Raw genomic sequence first — 19,687 nt, 5'->3', positions numbered from 1 at the left:
GAAAACCTATCCCGCGAAATACTCCGATATGCGCCTGTCCGCCTTATCCTGCCAGCTGGCAGTCGTCTTCAGGAACCCCTCTGTAGGGTCCGCCGGTGCCGAAATGCCTTTCCGCTTCAGGGCGGCCGACTCCTCGGCTTCGGCCGCTCGGAAGCGGTAGTGGTCGAACACATCGAGCACATGCGTTGCGTAAGCCTTGGCGAGCGCCGGGTCGCGCTGAATTATGGTCAGGTTCTCGTCGTTCGAATACGAAGCCTTGTAACCCAGATTGTGGCTGCCGAACGCGACAAGGCAGTTCTCTGGATCGAGGGGGTCGATGACCAGGATCTTGTCGTGGATGATCGCCTTGCCGGCACTTAGGATCTCATCGTTCACGAAGTTACCGAGTTGACGGCCGATGTCTTTGTCGGTCAGCGCTGTGGCGCGGACCACGTTCACGCCACCCTGCCGGATGATGTAGGGAGAGGCCGGCACCAGGGGGTTGCCATTCGCATCTTTGCCGGACGGCTGGTAGCCCCAGGCCAACGGATCGGACACCGCGCCAACGACCTCAAGCTTGGCGTCGGCAAGGCCGAGGTCGATGGCTTGCGAGATGATCGAATGCACGCCGGCCTTCGAGGGAAGAAACACGGCGAACAGGATGATCTTGTGAGCCTTGCGCATCAGGGAAAACAACCGGCTCAGGTCCGGCGGGGGCGGGGGCTGGATCTTGGCCTTCGCCGAGGGCGGTTGCTGCTTCTTTGGCACATTGGGCGAATACCAGCATTCGAAGCTTGCGCCGTTGATCAGATTGCCTGTGACAGGGCTAAGATTGCTTTCCTTGAGAGTGTCGCCCTGGTCGGCACCGGGGTTCGGGTCGGAGGGCTTGGCTGGCTGGTGCAAAGGGTTGTCGAAGAGACGCTGCCAGTACTTCAGATAGGCGTCTGCCACACCGGCATCCTCGATGACGATGCAGTTGTTGCTCTGGCCGCAGATGCCGCTCCAGGTCCAGTTCGTCGATCCCGTGAGCACCGCCTTCGGCCCCTGGTCATCGGACCAGACGACGAACTTGTTATGGCCGATATGACTGGTGCCGTTGAATAGCCGGTCCTGCATGATGAACTTGGCGTTCGGCTCGCTTGCAATGGCACGCAAGGCCGCACGGGCATCGTCGTTTCGGGTGTCGTATGTGTGGGTCGGTTTGCCTGTGGTTTTATCCTTGCCGTCCCGCTTGCCGGCATCGGAAAGGATCAACTGCATCCGTGGCGCTGCGGCCTCCAGCAAAGAGACAAGTTGCCGGTCCTCGAGCTCGTATAGTGCTGCATGGAAGTGCCCGCCAGGCCGGCTCAGGAACTCGGTCATCGTCGTCGGCACGTCGCCTGCGAGGTAGCGTCGCAGCTTGTCGCCGGGGTCACGGAGACGGGCTTCCAACTCGCCGGGTCCGATTTTGCCGTCATCCTCCTCAAGGACCCGGATCAGGAATTGCGTCGACAGAATGCCGTTGGTGAACGTCGAGATGAAGGGACCGACGCGGCGGGTAGCCACAACAATGTTGGTGAGCGCTGCCGGCCCTAGATAGCCCAGGCGGATGGGCTTACCGTTGTAGTGATGCTCGACGAACTGCCCGGTCTTGGCGTCCTTGTGGCTGCTCGGCACCGGTACGACTTCTTCCAGTCCTGACCGAAAGCGCCCCACTGGGCGAATACTGTAGCGCAGCCGCTCATTTTCCTGTCGCAGCCCTGCCTGGTCACGGCGGCGCCGCAACGTGAGATCTCGCCAGTTGAATTTCTGCACCGGCCAGATGGTGGTATTCTGCGCCTGCCAGTCGGGGTTGGATTGACCGTCGAAGGCAACGTATGCAGCAAGAGGCCGCTCTTCGACAATGTCGTCGCTATCATCCTTCAGGATTTGGCGAACAATGTGGAAGCCAAGGCAGTCCGGAATCGGATCTGGATCGGTTCGCCACGCTAGGAAGGCGACCTCGTTATTGACGATTGCAGTAGCCTTGACGATTTGCACCATCTTGCCCTCTCACAAGAAAGACGCGCGCCACCATAGAACCAAGGCCGATATCGACCTCGTTCGCTTAAAATGCGGGACTAAATGTTTTAAACAGTCGCTCTGTTATGCAAATGAGCTAGTTTCTAGCCTCATATTATACTTCAGAAGCAAACGCTAAAGTAAAGGTCCTTTCCAGTATTTATTTTGCATAAGCGCACTGGAGGTGGCGTTGACTGCGAAAGCCGGAGCCTCCTGTCCGCGCGCGGCGCCTCTGGTCGTGCTTCCCGGGACCGCCGAATTCAAGGAGATCGCCCTCCAGGTGACGTCGGCTCCCCTTCCTCCTCAGTCGTTGAATGGACCAGGCTGATCATTGACCAAAATTCAAAATTGTATTGGCGCCGGCTTTTTCTGTTAACTCATAGCGATACACGTCCGTCGACATCATCACCTCCCTTGTTTTTAGACCGCACTATGTGCTTGCGGAACCGCCCTGATTTTATCAGCCCTTAAGCGCCCGTGAACGAAGTGGACATTCCGCCCCTTAGTCGACGAATGGCCCTTGAGACCTCGAAAGGCCGGCAGGTCAAGCAGCCCAGACCGCCGACCCAATTACGGCTAGCGCGAAGGGTTGCGGACCGTTGGGTACATTCGAAGCTACCACCCGGACGCGCCAGTCGCCAGCGGACGCCACGTCGATGTCGATGACCTCAACGTTATTAGCAGCGTCGAACTGAGTGGCTCCTGCGGCTGCATTGCCCAAGTGGTTGACACCATCGGGTCCTGTAAGGATCACGTTGAGGTTGTTGACGAGACGAGGTCCCGGGAAGTCGGAATAGGCAAGGACCACACGAAGCGGACCGGAGGCTGGACCCAGGGTCAGGATACGTTCCATTTGGGTGCCGGTAGCGAGGCCGACTCCTTCATGAAAGAGGTTTCTCAGCGGCGGGCGAGGCGTAAGCACTGCGTCGAGGTTCACCCGCCCATGTCCCTCGTCGTTATTGGGGCGTTGAGCGCCGTTTAGGCTGACCGCACCGGCGATCAGGGTCGCTTTGACAAGCGCGGCTGACGGGCTGGTAATGTTGGCTTTCTTGCGCAGGTATTCGCGGATGATGCCCACCGCGCCGGCCGTCAATGGCGTGGCCATGCTGGTGCCGCTGTCGAGCATGTAAAGGGTCGACGAACCGAAGCGACCGTAGCCCCACTGGTTGGAGGCCACCACGCGCGATCGTGTCGATAGAATGTAAGTGCCCGGCGCGACGACATCTGGTTTAATCCGGTTGTCAGCTGTTGGCCCCCGGCTCGAGAAAGCCACCATCTGGTTCGGATTGTCCGCAAGCGCGTCGTCGTGAAGGGGTGGGCTCGGATAGTCGTTCGGCCAATATTTTCCGTAAGTCCCCGGCGAACCGGGACGGTTGTTTTCGCTCGCTCCGACAGTGATGCAGTTCTTGGCCGTACCCGGTGAGGTGACGCTTCCGGCATCGACAACGCCGTCGCCATTTCTGTCGGAGCCGTCGTTACCCGCTGCAAACAGGATGCAGAAATCGGGATGATCCCAAACGAACTGATCGAGTTGCTGGCACTGATCGTCATAGGCGCCGGGATCGCCGCCGCCCCAGGAGTTGGAGTGAACGCGCGCGCCCTGTTGATAGGCCCAGGCGAAGAGTGTCTTAAGGTCCGCAGGTAGACCGGACAGCAGGTAGCGGCCGGACTTTTCATTGTCGCTGGGATCCTTCCACTTCATTTCCTGTTCGACAGCTTGGAACACCAATTTGGCCTTGTAGGAAAGTCCGCGGACCGGACCGACCAAGCCGGGAAGGTTTGCGCTACCGGTGCCATCGCCAAGTACCGAGCCTGAGGTATGCGTACCGTGTCCGCTATCAAGGTCTGCTGGGCCGTCATCACTACCGGGATTCTTGACGTAGGGCGCGTAATAAGCCCCCATGGGATAACTCTTGATGGCGACCACGCGGCCTTTGAAGTCCGGGTGGATTGTCTTGGGGTCGCCGTTGTCGAGACCGGTGTCGCACACCGCGATGATCTCGCCCGCGCCCGCGAGACCGAGACCGCTGGCATTTGTCGCGGCCAGACTGACCGCCGACCCCATGATCACCGCAGCCTGGTCATTGGACGTGCGTCGGATCGGTTGCGGCGCGATGTTCCGCACGCCGTGGACCCGCGACAAGTCACGCAACCGCACCTCAAGCCGGTCACCCTTGCCCTTGCTGGAACCCTTGGCGCGCACAATCATCATGGGAGATTTCGGCGGGAAATCGAGAATTTCGAAGCCGAGACGACGAACCTTGGATAGCGCCTTTTCAGCCAAGTCTCTGCGGAAGAACTGTAGGGCATAGGCACCTGGCAGATACTGCGAACGCGGGGTCAGCGGATCGGGTTTTTCCTCTTTGCGGCCGGTCGCCTGCGGCGACAGTCGCGCCGAGTAGGGCAGGTGGCCCATCCATCGCACGGAAGGCAGAGCAGCCACCTTGGACACAGACTTGAGGTCCAAGCGAACGACCATGGTGAAACCCGACCACGGCGCGACGATCTCACCCCCGGCGCCGCGAACAGCTGAAAGCCAGGCCTTCTTGATGGGGCCGACGAACTGAACCAGATAGTGATGCGGCCCCGGCGGCAGGGTCAGCGCGCCGCGATATCGGGGATGGGCTTTGGCTTCACCCGTCGCTGTGATGCGCGGGATGTTCGTGTCGATACCGCCATCGGCGCCTTCGATTACGTATTGGTCGCTGATGTCTTCGGTCAGTCGCCCTTGGCGGACATCGTTAATGGCCGTGTCATCGACCTGCGCCACGAGGAAAGCAGGGTAAGTGGCGAGAACCCGTGCCCCGGGCGTCGCCTCGATCGTCTTGCGATCGACATCGTAGACCTTGAGCGTTTGAGTCATCGCCAGACTTCTCGGAAAGGATCATTAAAAGCCGAAGTGGGTCGGCGCTGTATGCCGCAGTATGCAAAGCATGACATCGAACAGGGTCGAGTTCGTCCCTTATGCCGGCAAACACTATATTCAAGTCTCGCTTCTCTGCAAGGTCAAGTCTGGATTTCTAGTAAAATTCTGTCTGCTTGTCTCAATCGAATTTCATACAGCAACTTGCCTTGATGATAAGACGGCAAATTGCACATCCCCCCGGCGCCTAACTCCGTCCACCCTACTTCATTTTCAAACGCGGGCCGTTGGCGCAAATAGAATTAGGCAAGATCGGGTGCGTCTGGCGAGAAATCATTTCGCGCCTCAGGTTTCGTTCGGACATTGATCCCCCAACGATCAGGTCGTGGCCAGGATCGCCTAAGATCTCTTTTCTCCATAAGTATCCGCAAGAAATTCGTTCGGCTTGTGGCTTCAGGTTCGTCGCGAGACCGCAGTGCTAGAGCCGATCGGCTCGGCGGGCAGAAAATCAATTTTACTTTCTTGAAAAAGAGGAACAAATCATTCTCCCAGAGGGTCGCAGTAAAACGACTGGTTGGGGAGGCTGGGGAAATATGGGCAAGGCTCGATGGGCTTGGTTGGTTATGCCTATGCTTGGTGGCTGTGCTGCCTATCCATTGCCCGACGATGTCATGGGTTACAGCAGCCGCGACATTGCGACCCAAGTCCGATGTGATGCGCGATATGCGGTACAGGATCTCTGGCTCGTTGACCGCTTCAAGGCATACGGGAAGAGTGTGCAATATGAAGGCATGGATGGATCCGAAACAGCGGCATGGCTGCTGAGCAATCGAGAAAACTTTCATGCGCTTGACCTCAACAAGATCGAACCCAAGCACGAACGTGACGCCTTTGATTTCTATCGGAACATACTCATTAGCTATGATTTTTCCTTGGACGGCACTCTCCAGAACGATTCAGGACTGTCGGCTTCTGTTCTCGGCGAATTCACCAGCCGCACCGACACGATTGGCATCGATATAGGCAGCACGCGTACTCGCCAGGGCAAACGGCAGTTCCGCGTCTTCGACACGTTTGAATCCTTGGGGATCAAGACACCTGAAGGACTGTGCAAGAACTTCAACCTAGTGACGCCCACGTCGAAGTTGCCGGACAAGAGCTATACAAGCGCAACCAACCGCCTGTTTCCGAGCACTGGTGCGCTTCGGATGCACAATCTGTTCGACGACTTTCTCGTTCAGAACGAGACCGGAAATTTGGGCGGCGAAAAGGACGACTGGAAAACCGCGCATATGACTGACACGATCACTTTCACGACAAGGACCAAGGGCGATCTGTCTCCATCGACCAGCTTCGATGCGGAAGGCACGGGATGGAGGCTCGCCAGTCTAGGTCTGACCAGCAAGAACTACAGGCTGGACGTCCACACGATCATCATTGACCTGAGCCTATCGAGCAAACCGTCGACCATTGTGACGGATGAACTCGGACGTCTCAAGCTGCCTGGTGCCAAGCCGTTGATCGAAACCGGAAATCGAAATCTCGATCGTGCCAAGGATGATAACTTCAAGGATGACTTCCGTCGCCTCTCGACAATCGTGACGGACAAGTAGGGTTTTCTAACAGTGAGCCAACGGGAGGACCAGATGGCATCGTTCGACGCCGCGGAATTCATTAAGGCCATGACTAAGATGGCAGCAAACGAGAAATTCCAGAAGAAATTCATCGATCAGGTGTCGTCGTCGGGATTGGCTATCCGGGTCAGTTCAGACTTGGAAAAGATTTACCTGAATGTCGCGGCAACAGCGAACCCTAATGGCGACCCCCTCCATCCCTTTCCAAAGCCCATGCCGACTCCAAAGCCCAAGAAAGGGAAGTAGGCTTATCGCGCACGTCCCCTTTGCCCATTCGATAGTACTACCCTTGAGGGCGGCTGAACTGTGCGAAAAGGTACGGTCAAAACACTGTCGAGTTTCACCGTTATGAGCAGCTACTGCTCGTTTGAGCAGCGGGCTTGCCCTTGTCAGCTTATCTGGACGTCCGTTATCGAAAATCGGACCCGGGAGCGGCCAGTCGGCTACCGGCCCCGATGCTGCCTGGCGGCGATGCGCCCGCATGTCGGTCACCCCGTCGACGTCAGGCGTGCACTGAAAGCAGACATAATACCGCAGACAAGACACGTGAGCTTGTGGCGTTATCGTGATCCCGATTAGGCCTATATAGATGCAGCAGGCGAGAAGTTATTATTCGAATTAAACTTTATGGTTGCAAGTTTCTCGCGATATTCACATGATCAGCGTCGACTCTAAAGGGTAGAAATGCTGCCCGCCGAGGAATCGTCTTTTAGCCTAAAATGAAGCCTGACGTGCCGACACCGAACCACTTGGAGTAGATCATGCGTTACGTCATGCGGGCACCAAGTCCGCCAGCAGCCCTCGGAGACTCGCTTGCGAGAGAAAGGCGGCAATCCTTTCTTCGATATCTGCAGCTCGATCCCTTGAAGCGTGAACAGACCCGTGTTCCGATCATGCAGTTCGAGTCACGGGAGATCATGCGTGATCTCTCGCACATGTTCCTGGGGAAATGCGCTTTCTGCGAGCAGGCTTCGAAAAGCATGTTCCTACACCGTTTCAGGCCAATGAACGATGCCGAGCCAACGATCGGCAGCGAGGAGGACGGCCGCGCGCGCGATGCCCATCTTTATTACGGTTGGCTGTCGGATGCCTGGATCAACCTCTATCCGATCTGCGGGGACTGCAGGCCGAAGCGAACCACGTACTTCCCCGTCAAAGGACAGAGGGCGCACATCCCGACGCCGGAAGAATACGCCCGGTTCGTCGAGAATGGCGATGGGACGTGGCCGGATCTAGAGCTTGACGAGACACCGCTCCTGGTCGATCCCGGTGCCAACGACATTGCCCGCCATCTCGTCCCGCGCGACGACGGATCGCTGGAAGCCGCAAGCCCGCAGGGCGAGGAGACGATCAAGCATTTCCGGCTCAATCGGACGCGATTGAGAACCAGGCGAAAGCAAGCCTTCGACGACTACGCAAAACTCGAAGGCGATGGGCCGAACGACACCAATGAATTCGTCGGCCTCTGGCGGATGCTGAGGCGTCAGGCCGATGCCGGCGACGCCGAGATCGCAGCGATCACCGCGTCTGCGAATATCGTCGAGGAAGCCGACATCGCTGGAGCACGACCTCGCCTGCAGGAAATCCGGCTGACGAACTTCAAGGCGATCGAGACCCTGTCGATACAGCTGCCGGCTGCGCCAGATCCGACCGAACGCATAGCGCAGGCCCTTTTGATCCTTGGTGAGAACGCTACCGGCAAGAGCTCGATCCTGGAGGCGATCGCGCTTGCGCTCATCGGCGATGGAGCTCGCCCTGATCTTGTCGAAGAACCGGGTAGCCTTAGGTTGAACCCGAGTTTCATGGGTGCCGAGGACCTACCTCAGAAGTCATCGGCCAAGGTCCGGCTTCAATTCGACAACGGACAGGTCTCGACACTCGCGGTCGGCGGCAAGGGCTATTCCCAAACCGGCGAGAACCGGTTGCCCCTGGTCTTCGGTTACGGCGCATACCGTCATTATGTGCGTGACCTGCATGCCTGGAAACCGTCGCGACCGGTGCTCAGCCTGTTCCATACTGACAGCCTGCTCAGCAATCCGGAGAACTGGCTCCTAGGCCTGCCGCCAACCGAGTACAGGGCCGTCGTCCAGGCGCTGGGCGTGATCTTCGGGGCGGCCGAAGAGATCGACGTCATCTATCGCGACCAGGCCAAGGGCCGCTGCTTCGTCGAGATGCAGATCGATGCGTCCGGCAAGAAGAGCAGGACGCCGCTTTCGAACGTCTCGTCAGGCTTCCGCACCATTCTCGCATTGTCCTGCGACATCATGCGATGGCTCATGGATCGCGCCATCAATCCCAACTTCACGACGCTGCCCTCGGCGGAGGGAATTGTGCTGATCGACGAGGTGGAGGCCCATCTCCACCCGCGCTGGAAGATCCATATCATGAAGGGCCTGCGCACCGCCTTGCCGTCAATGACCTTCATAGTCACGACCCATGATCCATTGTGCCTCAGGGGAATGCGCGACGGGGAGGTGGTGGTGTTGAGCAAGGTCGCAAGGCAGCATGGCAGTGGCCAGATCCCGGTCATGGTCGACAGCCTGACGCAGTTGCCGAAGGTGTCGGCGCTGACCATCGAGCAACTCCTGACCTCGGACCTGTTCAGCCTTTTTTCCACCGACGATCCCGAGACGGAGGCAAGCCTCGCCCGTCTTGGCGACTATCTCGCGAAGGCCGGAAGTGCGCCGGACCAGGCCGTCAGGGCTGCGATGGACGCGATCCGCAGGCAGGTGGTGGACGCCCTTCCGGTCGGGATGAGCGAGGCTGCCCGGCTCGTGCAGGAGGCCGTTGCGGACTACCTTGTCAAGCGGCGCAACCTTGCCGGCAAGCCACGCGAGGACCTGCGCGACGAAACGAAAAGGCGAATCCTGGCCGTCCTGGAGGGCATCTGATGCGGCGCGTCGATCGGGCCCTGGTTTCGACGCCGGGTGTCCTTGTCGGCGACAAGAGCCGCGGCGGCAAGGAACTAGCGAAGGCGAAGATATTCTTCGAGGCGAAGGCAAAGGCTGAAGCTGCGGGAGCAGCCGCCGGCGCGCTGGCTCCAGCCACGAAAGCAAGGAAGAAGAAGGAGAAGACGTTCGATTTTAGCGCCTATTCCGACGAAGCGGTCAAATATGCGCTCGACAAGCTGTTCTTCGGCAAATGCGCCTATTGCGAAAGCCGATATGCCAACCAGGCACCGGTCGATGTCGAACATTACCGGCCGAAGGGACGCATCGCCGGCGTTGCCAATCATCCCGGCTACTGGTGGCTCGCCATGGTATGGGACAACCTGCTGCCGAGTTGCATCGATTGCAATCGCCGGCGTTGGCAGGATTTGCCGAAATTCCCGGTAAGCCTCGCACAACTCCTGTCGGCGCCCGAGATGCAAGGGGTCAAGGCATCGCTTGGCAAGCAGGATCTGTTTCCGATCGCCGGCGCGGACAGGGCGACGGCGGATTTTCCCGGCATCGACGAGCAGCCCGACCTGGTCAACCCCTGCGTGGACGATCCGGAAGAGCACCTGGTATTCCACATCGACCGCGGTGACCCCCTCGGGCTCGTTCTTCCCGCCTTCAAGGATAACGTCCCCTCCCGGCGTGGCCTGACATCGATCCATGTCTACGGCCTGAATCGTCTCGGATTGGTCCAGGAGCGAACGCGGATCCTGCGCAAGCTCGATTTTCTGAGCCGGTTGATCGACGAGATCGGCAAGATCTCGGAGGGGCTGCTTGCCAGCCGCGATAAGAAGAACAAGACGATGGGTGCGCGGCTCGATCTCCTGGTCAACCAGATCCTGGACGAAATCCGCGCGATGGCGGAGCCTGACCAGCCCTATTCGAGCCTTGTGAAGGCTTGGTCGAAGACGCTTAAAACCAACTGAGGGAGATGGGACATGAGCGCGCCTGAAAGGAGCTGCGACCTCGTCATGAAAGGTGGGATCACCAGCGGGGTGGTCTATCCGAAGGCCGTCGTGAAACTCTCGCACAAGTACCGCTTCCGCAATATTGGCGGCACGTCGGCCGGTGCGATTGCCGCCGTCGTTACGGCTGCGGCCGAATACGGACGCGCGGACGGCGGATTCGAAAAGATCGAGGCGCTTCCAAAGCAGTTGTCGGCGACGCTCCTGGAGAAATTCCAGCCCCGCCTGGAGCTTCGTCCGGTCTTCAATCTGATGCTGGCGGCGATGTCGAAAAGTATCGCGGGCACAGTCTTCGCACTTTTGAAAGGCTACCCAGTGCCAGCGCTCCTGGGTGCCATCCCCGCCATCATTGTTGCCTTCATGATCCCGTTCACCTGGCATTCGACTGCGCCGGCGATCCTCGCTGTCCTGCTGTTCCTGTTCCTGCTCGTTCTCCTGCCGGCCGCCACGGCGAGTTTTGTCGCCGCCCGCGATGTCGCCCGCAGGCTTCCGGAGGCCGATTACGGCCTCTGCAACGGAATGACCCAACCTTACATGCCGGCCGGCCATCCCGCCCTGACCGAGTGGCTGGCCGATACGATCGATCTCGTCGCCGGGCGTCCGGCCACCGCCGCGCCGCTCGGGGTCAAGGACCTTCAATCCCGCGAGATCAGGGTGCAGACGGTGATCACCGACATCACCTCGCATCGCCCCTACGTGCTGCCGATGGAGAACAATCTTCATTACTTTTCCGAGCGGGACTTCCGGTCTCTTTTTCCGGCCCGTGTCGTCGACGCGATGCTGACGACGCCAAAAGAGGGATCAAGCGACCTCTATCCGTTCAAGATCGACAATCTTCCGCTAGTGGTCCTCGCACGCATGAGCCTCAGCTTCCCGGCGTTGATATCGGCGGTGCCGCTCTACAGGATCGACTATACGCTGGTCGGCGTTCCCGAACAGGACAGGTTGGTGCGTTGCATGTTCTCCGATGGTGGACTGTCGTCGAATTTTCCGGTTCATTTCTTCGACCGCTTCCTGCCGTCGCGCCCGACCTTCGGCTTCTCGCTCGGGGAATATGACCATCGGCGGGAGAAGCCGGAAAACACCGAGGAAACCCGGGTATTCCTCCCGACAAAGGCAGGACAGGGACAACTCCTTCCGACCCGAGGATTTTCCGGATTGATCGCCTTCGTATTCGGCCTCTTTGACAGCGCCAAGGATTGGCAGGATACCCTCCAGTCCATCCTCGCCGGCTATCGCGAACGGACCGCGACGGTCAACCTCAAGCCTGAGGAAGGCGGCCTCAATCTGGACATGCCGCCGGAACGCATCGACCAGCTTACCGGCTTCGGCGAACGTGCCGGCGACCTGATCAACAGCGATTTCGAACTCAACGAGCACAAGTGGCGTCGCTATCTGGTCGAAGTCCGCGCGCTCGACGAGATGCTGCGCCAATTCGCCGATGCCTACGCAGAAGCACCCGAACCGGGCTCGCTTGGATACGCAGAGATCGCAACCAGCTACGAACCGTCATCCTACAAGGATCTCTCGGTAAGCGAACGGCAGATCTTGCGAGAACGAGCGGAGGCGATCGCCGCTCTTGGAAAAGTGTTTCAGAAGCAACAGCCGCTGGAAAGCTTCGACGATCATATGCCGAAGAGCCGCAGCCGGATCCGCTCTGTTGCCCGGATGGACTATTGACCGCAACAATTGCAGCCGGACCGCGAAGGTGTCTGATCGACAAAGGTCAAGACGTCGCGGAAACGGGGTTGGTTGCCGAACGGCAGCTATTGCACAGCAGCAGCCCAAACCTGACAGTCCAGTCTCGGCCCCATACAAGTCATTCGCTCGTCGCCCTTCGCGATGACACTTCTTGGCGCCCCAGTCTTCCAAGCCTGCAACGTTCACTGCATCGCACGGGCGCGTATATTGGGTATCTTCGATATTCTGAAACGTCACGTCATGCTGCTTCCATCTACTACCAAACAGTGGAGGCTGTGCCCGTGACACCGACGAAGCTCCTTGTCGGCCAGATCGTAGTTGTGTTCGCCATCGTCATCGTTGGCGTATGGGCGGCAACGCAATGGTGCGCCCACATGCTGGACTATCAGCCGCAGCTTGGCGCGCCATGGTTTGCCGCGGCGGCCCGGCCGATCTACAAGCCGTGGAAACTGTTCGAATGGTGGTTTCACTTCGACGCCTATGCGCCTGAGGTCTTCGACAAGGCCGGCATGCTTGCCGGAGCCAGCGGATTCTTGGGGTGTGCGGCCGCAATAGCTGGCTCCCTCTGGCGCGCGCGGCAGAGGGGGTTGGTCACCACCTACGGTTCCTCACGATGGGCCGCGGCTCGGGAAATCGAGAAGGCAGGCCTGTTTGAGCCGGCCGGCGTTTTCCTTGGCAAACTGAAGGATCACTATCTGCGACATGACGGGCCGGAACATGTCATGGCCTTTGCGCCGACACGTTCGGGCAAGGGCGTGGGATTGGTCGTTCCAACGCTTCTTTCCTGGACCGGCTCGGCCGTCATTCACGACATCAAAGGCGAGAACTGGCAGCTGACTTCCGGCTGGCGGTCGAAGTTCTCTTTCTGCCTCCTGTTCAATCCGACCGACTCGATATCGGCGCGCTATAACCCGCTGCTGGAAGTGCGCAGGGGTTCAGATGAGGTCCGCGACGTTCAGAACATCGCGGACATTCTCGTCGATCCGGAAGGCGCGCTGGAGCGGCGGAATCATTGGGAGAAGACTAGTCATTCACTCTTGGTCGGGGCCATCTTGCACGTGCTCTACGCGGAAGAAGAAAAGACGCTCGCGCGCGTCGCCACTTTCCTGTCGGATCCGCAACGCTCGTTTGCCGCGACACTGCTGCGGATGATGACCACCAACCACCTCGGCACGGCGGACACACCTCGGGTCCATCCCGTCGTGGCCTCGGCGGCTCGCGAGGTGCTGAACAAGTCAGAGAACGAGCGTTCTGGCGTTCTCTCGACCGCAATGTCGTTTCTCGGGCTCTATCGTGATCCGACGGTTGCCTCGGCAACATCGGCCTGCGACTGGCGCATTGCCGACCTCATGGATGCGGAACGACCGATGTCGCTCTATCTAGTGGTGCCGCCATCGGATATTTCGCGCACCAAGCCACTGGTGCGACTGGTGCTCAATCAGATCGGCAGGCGACTGACGGAGCGGCTGGAAGGTGACCCGAAGAAAAGCCGCAAGTACCAACTGCTCATGATGCTGGACGAATTTCCGGCTCTTGGTCGCCTCGACTTCTTCGAGACCGCGCTCGCCTTCATGGCGGGTTACGGCATCCGCGCCTATCTGATCGCGCAATCCTTGAACCAGATCTCCAAAGCCTATGGCGAGAACAACGCCATTCTCGACAATTGCCATGTGCGCATTGCCTTTTCCTCCAACGACGAGCGCACGGCCAAACGCATATCGGATGCGCTCGGTACGGCGACGGAACTCAGGTCCATGCGCAACTACGCCGGCCACCGGCTGGCGCCCTGGCTTTCGCACGTCATGGTCAGTCGCCAGGAGACCGCTCGCCCGCTGCTGACGCCTGGCGAAGTGATGCAGTTGCCGCAAGCTGACGAATTAATCCTTGTTTCCGGGTTGCCGCCGATCCGCGCCCAGAAGTTGCGCTATTACCAGGATCCGAATTTCACCGAACGGGTGCTGCCGGCGCCGGTGTTGCGCGACGGTCTGTACGCGGACTGTCCTGCGTCGCGCCCCGACGATTGGAGCGGACAAGTCCGCAGTGTTGACCGCCGTCTCCCTGCCGATGACGAACACGCCGGCGCGGCAATCGAAGAAGGGAGCGGCGTGCAACAGCAGCGTCATCCCGGCCTGCCTGAAGAACACGTCGTCGTCTCTCGGGAGCCTGATCAGGATGACCTCTTCAATCTGTCGGACGATGACGCCGAGGCACTCGCAGACAAGCGCGTCATGGACCGGGTTTCTACCGCGGCGAGCGCCTACGGCCTCAACGAGGGAAGGGCCGACGACAAGGACATCATCCCCGGCTTCTGAACGCTTTCCGCAACTGAGGCGTATCTCGGCGTAGATAACGCCCATAAGCGATTTTGCGGATCTCGGCGATGTTCGTTCGCACCGCCGGCGCATCAGCGCCGGCCAGTCGGAACGAGACGTATGAAGCCCCATCGCATTCGCCACCAGTTTCTGCTCGAACCCGAATTGAGCGAGAAGCTGGAAACCCTCAGCCGCAACCCGTCGACCACGAAATCGGCAATCGTCGCGAAAGCGGTCGAGGCCTTCATCGAACGGCGTGGTGAAAACGAGCTCGACCAGCGCTACGGCAAGCGGCTGGACCGTCTTTCCCGCGATCTCGACCATGTCAGGCGCGACGCCGAAATAACTCTGGAGAGCCTGGCGCTCTTAATCCGCTTTTCAATCACGCTTCATGCCCACACGCCAATTCCGGATCGGGCGACACAGGCGATCGCCCAAGAGCGCTTTGACAAATTCGTCGAGCAGGTCGGTCGCCAGATAGCCTCCGGGAAGCGCTCGCTTGGTTACGGCAATGGCAATGGAGGCGAAGGATGAACTCTCATCCCGCAGCGGACCACCGCCGCCGAGCCATGCTGCGCACAGCCATGGGCGCCGCGATCACCGAGGCCCTTGCCGATCCGACCGTCATCGAGGTGATGGTCAACCCCGACGGCGCGCTGAGGCTCGACCGGTTGGGAGAAGGCCGGGTCGATACAGGCGTGCATATGCATCCTTCCGAGGCGGAACGCATCATCCGGCTCGTCGCCTCCCATGTACGCGCCGAGGCGCATGCAGATAGTCCGATTGTCAGTGCCGAATTGCCATCAGGCGAGCGCTTCGAGGGTCTGCTACCGCCGGTCGTGCTGGCGCCATGCTTCGCCATCCGCAAACCGGCGGCAAAACTCTACACGCTGGCCAACTACGTCGCCGATCGCGTCATGCTCCCGCTGCAGGCTGATGCCCTGAGGAAGGCAGTGCGCGAGCGGCGCAACATCCTGGTCGCCGGCGGCACATCGTCGGGCAAAACGACACTTACCAATGCTCTACTGGCAGAAGTCGCCGAATGCGATGAGCGGGTGATCCTGATTGAGGACACCCGCGAGCTGCAATGCGCGGCCAAGGACTGCGTTGCCATGAGGACGAGGCGGGGCTCCATCACACTCGCCGATCTCGTACGCTCGACCTTACGGCTGAGGCCCGACCGCATCATCGTCGGCGAAGTCAGAGGCGCGGAAGCGCTCGATTTGCTGAAGGCATGGAACACCGGACATCCCGGCGGCATTGCCACGGTTCACGCCAATTCGGCACGCTCCGCACTCTATCGTATTGAGCAGCTCGCCCAGGAAGCCGTTGTCACCGTTCCCCGCCGGCTGATCGCCGATGCCGTCGACTTGGTCATCTTTATTGCCGGAAGAGGACCCGCGCGCCGCGTTGACGCGATCGCCGAGGTCACGGGTCTCGACGGCAGCGGCGATTACGCCGTCACCCCGCTCACACTTCCGCAACTCCAGCAGCTCTGAAAGGTCACCTCATGCGCAAGAAGCTTCGCTTTCTTTCGTTCGCCGCCGTCGCGCTTCTTCTCACGGCCCAGGCCCACGCTGCCGGCTCCGGCATGCCGTGGGAACAGCCGCTGCAGCAGATTCTGGAATCGGTGCAGGGGCCGGTCGCCAAGATCCTCGCGGTGATCATCATCATCACCACCGGTCTGACCCTTGCCTTCGGCGACACGGCGGGCGGTTTCCGCCGGCTGATCCAGATCGTCTTCGGCCTGTCGATCGCCTTCGCGGCCTCGAGCTTCTTTCTTTCCTTCTTCTCCTTTGGCGGCGGGGCAGTCGTCTGATGAGCACCGGAGAGCAGCATATCGAAGGCTTCGAGGTTCTGGTCCATCGGGCGCTCACCGAGCCGATCCTGCTCGGCGGCGCGCCGCGGGCGGTGGCGATCCTCAATGGCACGGTGGCCGCGGCCATCGGCCTAGGCCTGCAGCAGTGGATTGCCGGTCTGATCCTCTGGATCGCCGGCCACACGCTCGCGGTCTTTGCCGCACGGCGTGATCCGGATTTTGCCAGCGTGCTTGTCCGTCATCTTCGTCAAAAGGGCTGGCTTGCATGCTGAAGCTTTCCGAATACCGCGGCAAAGCCGACCGGCTTGCCGACCATCTGCCGTGGGCAGCACTCGTCGCGCCCGGCATCATGCTCAACAAGGACGGCAGCTTTCAGCGGACGTTGCGGTTTCGTGGCCCCGACCTTGAAAGCGCGACGGAGGCCGAACTTATCGGCATATGCGCGCGGGCAAACAATGCGCTGAGAAGGCTCGGCTCCGGCTGGGCATTATTCTTCGAGGCCGAGCGCAGCGAAGCGCTGGGCTATCCGAGCTCGGCGCTTCCCGATGCTGCCTCATGGCTGATCGATGAGGAACGGCGCGCGGCCTTCGAGGGCAAGGTCGCGCATTTCGAGAGCATCTATCATCTGACCTTGGTCTTCATGCCTGGGCCCGATGGCCAAGCGCGCGCGGAAAGTGCTCTCGTCGAGTCGCATGACTTGGGAGGGGAAAGAGACTGGCGCCAGGAGCTTGCCCGGTTCCGAGACGAGACTGACCGCGTTCTCGATCTTCTTTCGGGCTTCGTGCCCGAGGTGCGCGCGCTCGACGATGCCGAGACCCTGACGTACCTGCACGGCACGATCTCGACACGCCGTCATCCGGTCGCCGTGCCGGAAACGCCAATGTATCTCGACGGCGTCCTGGTTGACGCGCCGCTGACCGGCGGCCTAGAGCCGATGCTGGGCGAGCAGCATCTGCGCACGCTCACAGTTCTCGGCTTTCCGAACGTCACCCGGCCAGGAATCCTTGATGCGCTCAATAACCAGGATTTCGCCTATCGCTGGGTGACGCGCTTCATTCCACTCGACAAGGCGGAAGCCACGAAGACGCTGACTCGGCTCCGGCGGCAGTGGTTTGCCAAGCGCAAATCGATCGCGGCTATTCTGCGCGAGGTGGTGACCAACGAACCGGTGCCTCTCGTCGACAGCGACGCCGACAACAAGGCGCTCGATGCCGATGCAGCACTGCAGGCATTGGGCGGCGATCATGTCGGCTTCGGCTATCTCACCACAACGGTGACGGTGTGGGATCAGAACCGTAAAGCCGCCGCGGAAAAGCTTCGCGCCGTCGAGCGGATCGTCAACGGGCTCGGCTTCACCACCATTCGCGAAAGCATCAATGCCGTCGAAGCGTGGCTTGGTTCATTGCCGGGTCATGTCTACGCCAACGTTCGCCAGCCGCTCGTTCACACGCTTAACCTTGCCCATCTCGTGCCGCTGTCGTCCGTGTGGGCAGGTCCAGCGGAGAACGAGCACCTTGCCGAGGTCACCGGCGATCGCGCTCCGCCGCTTCTTTTCGCCGAAACCAGCGGCTCGACGCCGTTTCGGCTTTCGACCCATATCGGCGATGTCGGCCACATGCTGATTGTCGGGCCGACCGGTGCCGGCAAGTCGGTTCTGCTTGCCCTGATCGCTTTGCAGTTCCGGCGCTACGCTGGCGCGCAAATCTATGTCTTCGACAAAGGCAATTCGGCCCGCGCCGCCGCGCTTGCCATGGGCGGCGACCACCATGCGTTGGGTGCGAATGGTGCGCTTGGTTTCCAGCCGCTGCGCCACATCGACGACCCGGCCACACAGAGCTGGGCGGCCGAATGGATCGCCGGCCTCATTGCCCACGAGAATGTCACCGTCACCCCGGAGGTGAAGGAGGCAATCTGGTCGGCGCTCACCAGCCTCGCCACCGCGCCGGCGCAGGAACGCACGCTGACTGGCCTGTCGGTCCTGCTTCAGTCCAATGCGCTCAAATCGGCATTGATGCCCTACACGCTCGACGGACCATTCGGCCGACTGCTCGATGCCGATGACGACCGGCTGGCCATCTCGGATGTGCAGTGTTTCGAAACCCAGGAGCTGATGCACAGCCAAGGCGCTGTGCTGCCTGTGCTCACCTATCTGTTCCATCGTCTTGAGGACCGGTTTGACGGGCGGCCGACGCTGCTCATGCTCGACGAGGCCTGGGTCTATCTCGACAACCCGCTCTTTGCCGCCCGCATCCGCGAATGGCTTAAGGTGCTGCGTAAGAAAAACGTCTCCGTCATCTTCGCGACGCAGTCGCTTGCCGACATCGCCGGCTCTTCTATCGCACCCGCAATCATCGAGAGCTGCCCGCAGCGCATTTTTCTCCCCAATGATCGTGCGGTGGAGCCGCAGGCACGGGCAGCCTATGAGCGCTTCGGTCTTAATGAGCGACAGATCGAATTGGTCGCCCGCGCCACGCCGAAGCGCCACTACTATCTGCAGTCGCGCCGCGGCAATCGCCTCTTCGAGCTCGGGCTAGGCCCGATCGCTCTTGCGCTTTGCGGCGCCTCCGACCCGGCCGCGCAGACCCTGATCGACAATATTCTTTCCGAAGAAGGGCAGGGCAGCTTTGCCGCCCGTTTCTTCAGTGCGCGCGGCCTGGATTGGGCTGCCGAGCTTCTCCAGCAATTTCCTCAACCTAACAAGGAGCAATCGTCATGATCGGACGCCGCCTTTTTACTAGCCTGGTCACCGTTTCCCTGATTGCCAAACCGATGGCTGACTACGTCCAGCCGGCCTATGCGCTCATCGTGTTTGACCCGTCCAACTATACGCAGAATGTGCTGTCGGCAGCACGCGCATTGGAGCAGATCAACAACCAAATCCAGTCGCTTCAGAACCAGGCGACCATGCTGCAGAACATGGCGCGCAACCTTCAGCGCCTGGATTTCTCTTCCGTGGGCCAGCTTACCGGCTCGCTCCAACGGATTGACGGTCTGATGACCCAGGCGAGCGGCCTGAGCTTCGATCTCGACAAGCTGCAGGACCAGTGGCGCCAGCAATATCCGGAAAGCTACGACGCCACCATCAAGGTCAGCGATGTGGCGAGCGCCGCGCGCGAGCGCTGGCAGAGCGCCATGCAGGCGTTCCGCCAGACCATGAGCGCGCAGTCGCAGATCGTCGAGAACGTGCAGGCCGATGGCGACCTGCTTACCGATCTCGTCAATCGCAGTCAGAGCGCGGCAGGTGCCCTCGAGGCAAGCCAGGCTACGAATCAGCTGATCGCGCTTTCGACCAAGCAGCAGATGCAGATCCAGACGCTGCTTGCGACCCAGTTCCGGGCCGAGGCCGAGGATGCGGCGCGCACGGCGCAGTCTGAGGAAGCCGCTCGCGAGACGACGAAGCGTTTCCTGGGCACCGCCACCGCTTATCCCGGCAACTGA

14 protein-coding genes are annotated in these 19,687 nt (G+C 60.2%); 12 read left to right on the top strand and 2 right to left on the bottom strand.

Going from position 1 to position 19,687, the window contains the following annotated elements; translation table 11 throughout:
- Window positions 1-6 precede the first annotated feature (6 nt).
- Both NKI73_RS08350 and NKI73_RS08345 read right to left on the bottom strand, forming a co-directional pair.
- Complete coding sequence (locus NKI73_RS08350) at window positions 7-2,001, bottom strand: phospholipase D-like domain-containing protein (protein WP_352628487.1); 1,995 nt, start codon at window positions 1,999-2,001, stop codon at window positions 7-9.
- Between the two features lie 562 nt (window positions 2,002-2,563).
- Window positions 2,564-4,882 carry a S8 family serine peptidase gene (locus NKI73_RS08345; protein ID WP_352628485.1) on the bottom strand — a complete coding sequence of 773 codons (2,319 nt, stop codon included), beginning with the start codon at window positions 4,880-4,882 and terminating at the stop codon, window positions 2,564-2,566.
- A 593-nt stretch (window positions 4,883-5,475) separates the two neighbouring features.
- Between NKI73_RS08345 and NKI73_RS08340 the strand changes: the two genes are divergently transcribed.
- The 12 genes from NKI73_RS08340 (at window position 5,476) to trbJ (ending at window position 19,687) form a co-directional block, all read left to right on the top strand.
- Window positions 5,476-6,495, top strand: coding sequence for a Y4kA family protein (locus NKI73_RS08340; protein ID WP_352628484.1), 1,020 nt, complete (start codon window positions 5,476-5,478; stop codon window positions 6,493-6,495).
- A gap of 33 nt (window positions 6,496-6,528) precedes the next feature.
- A complete protein-coding gene (locus NKI73_RS08335) occupies window positions 6,529-6,762 on the top strand; it encodes a hypothetical protein (protein ID WP_352628482.1) in 234 nt (77 codons plus the stop codon).
- 671 nt (window positions 6,763-7,433) lie between these two features.
- Window positions 7,434-9,407: an AAA family ATPase gene (locus NKI73_RS08330; RefSeq protein WP_352628480.1), complete on the top strand. Its 1,974-nt coding sequence runs from the start codon at window positions 7,434-7,436 to the stop codon at window positions 9,405-9,407.
- Window positions 9,407-10,378: an HNH endonuclease family protein gene (locus NKI73_RS08325; RefSeq protein WP_352628478.1), complete on the top strand. Its 972-nt coding sequence runs from the start codon at window positions 9,407-9,409 to the stop codon at window positions 10,376-10,378. Before NKI73_RS08330 ends, NKI73_RS08325 begins: the two co-directional genes overlap by 1 nt.
- Before the next feature lie 12 nt (window positions 10,379-10,390).
- Window positions 10,391-12,097 (top strand): patatin-like phospholipase family protein, encoded by a 1,707-nt coding sequence (locus NKI73_RS08320; protein ID WP_352628476.1) that lies wholly within the window; start codon window positions 10,391-10,393, stop codon window positions 12,095-12,097.
- Between the two features lie 302 nt (window positions 12,098-12,399).
- On the top strand, window positions 12,400-14,430 hold the full coding sequence (locus NKI73_RS08315; protein ID WP_352628638.1) for a conjugal transfer protein TraG: 2,031 nt from the start codon (window positions 12,400-12,402) through the stop codon (window positions 14,428-14,430).
- A gap of 120 nt (window positions 14,431-14,550) precedes the next feature.
- Window positions 14,551-14,964 carry a CopG family transcriptional regulator gene (locus NKI73_RS08310; RefSeq protein WP_023708017.1) on the top strand — a complete coding sequence of 138 codons (414 nt, stop codon included), beginning with the start codon at window positions 14,551-14,553 and terminating at the stop codon, window positions 14,962-14,964.
- A complete protein-coding gene (gene trbB / locus NKI73_RS08305) occupies window positions 14,961-15,929 on the top strand; it encodes a P-type conjugative transfer ATPase TrbB (protein WP_352628474.1) in 969 nt (322 codons plus the stop codon). The genes NKI73_RS08310 and trbB overlap by 4 nt, the downstream gene beginning before the upstream one ends.
- A gap of 11 nt (window positions 15,930-15,940) precedes the next feature.
- Window positions 15,941-16,249 (top strand): TrbC/VirB2 family type IV secretion system protein, encoded by a 309-nt coding sequence (locus NKI73_RS08300; RefSeq protein ID WP_023669260.1) that lies wholly within the window; start codon window positions 15,941-15,943, stop codon window positions 16,247-16,249.
- The gene (locus NKI73_RS08295) at window positions 16,249-16,521 is read left to right on the top strand and encodes a VirB3 family type IV secretion system protein (protein WP_023689361.1); all 273 of its coding nucleotides are present in this window, start codon (window positions 16,249-16,251) and stop codon (window positions 16,519-16,521) included. The genes NKI73_RS08300 and NKI73_RS08295 overlap by 1 nt, the downstream gene beginning before the upstream one ends.
- Complete coding sequence (trbE, locus tag NKI73_RS08290) at window positions 16,515-18,965, top strand: conjugal transfer protein TrbE (protein ID WP_352628471.1); 2,451 nt, start codon at window positions 16,515-16,517, stop codon at window positions 18,963-18,965. The genes NKI73_RS08295 and trbE overlap by 7 nt, the downstream gene beginning before the upstream one ends.
- Window positions 18,962-19,687 carry a P-type conjugative transfer protein TrbJ gene (trbJ, locus tag NKI73_RS08285; RefSeq protein WP_352628469.1) on the top strand — a complete coding sequence of 242 codons (726 nt, stop codon included), beginning with the start codon at window positions 18,962-18,964 and terminating at the stop codon, window positions 19,685-19,687. Before trbE ends, trbJ begins: the two co-directional genes overlap by 4 nt.

The organism is Mesorhizobium sp. M0496, assembly GCF_040321205.1.
In the GTDB taxonomy this organism is placed as follows: Bacteria; Pseudomonadota; Alphaproteobacteria; order Rhizobiales; family Rhizobiaceae; genus Mesorhizobium.
This window is presented reverse-complemented; position numbering and strand designations above follow the sequence as displayed.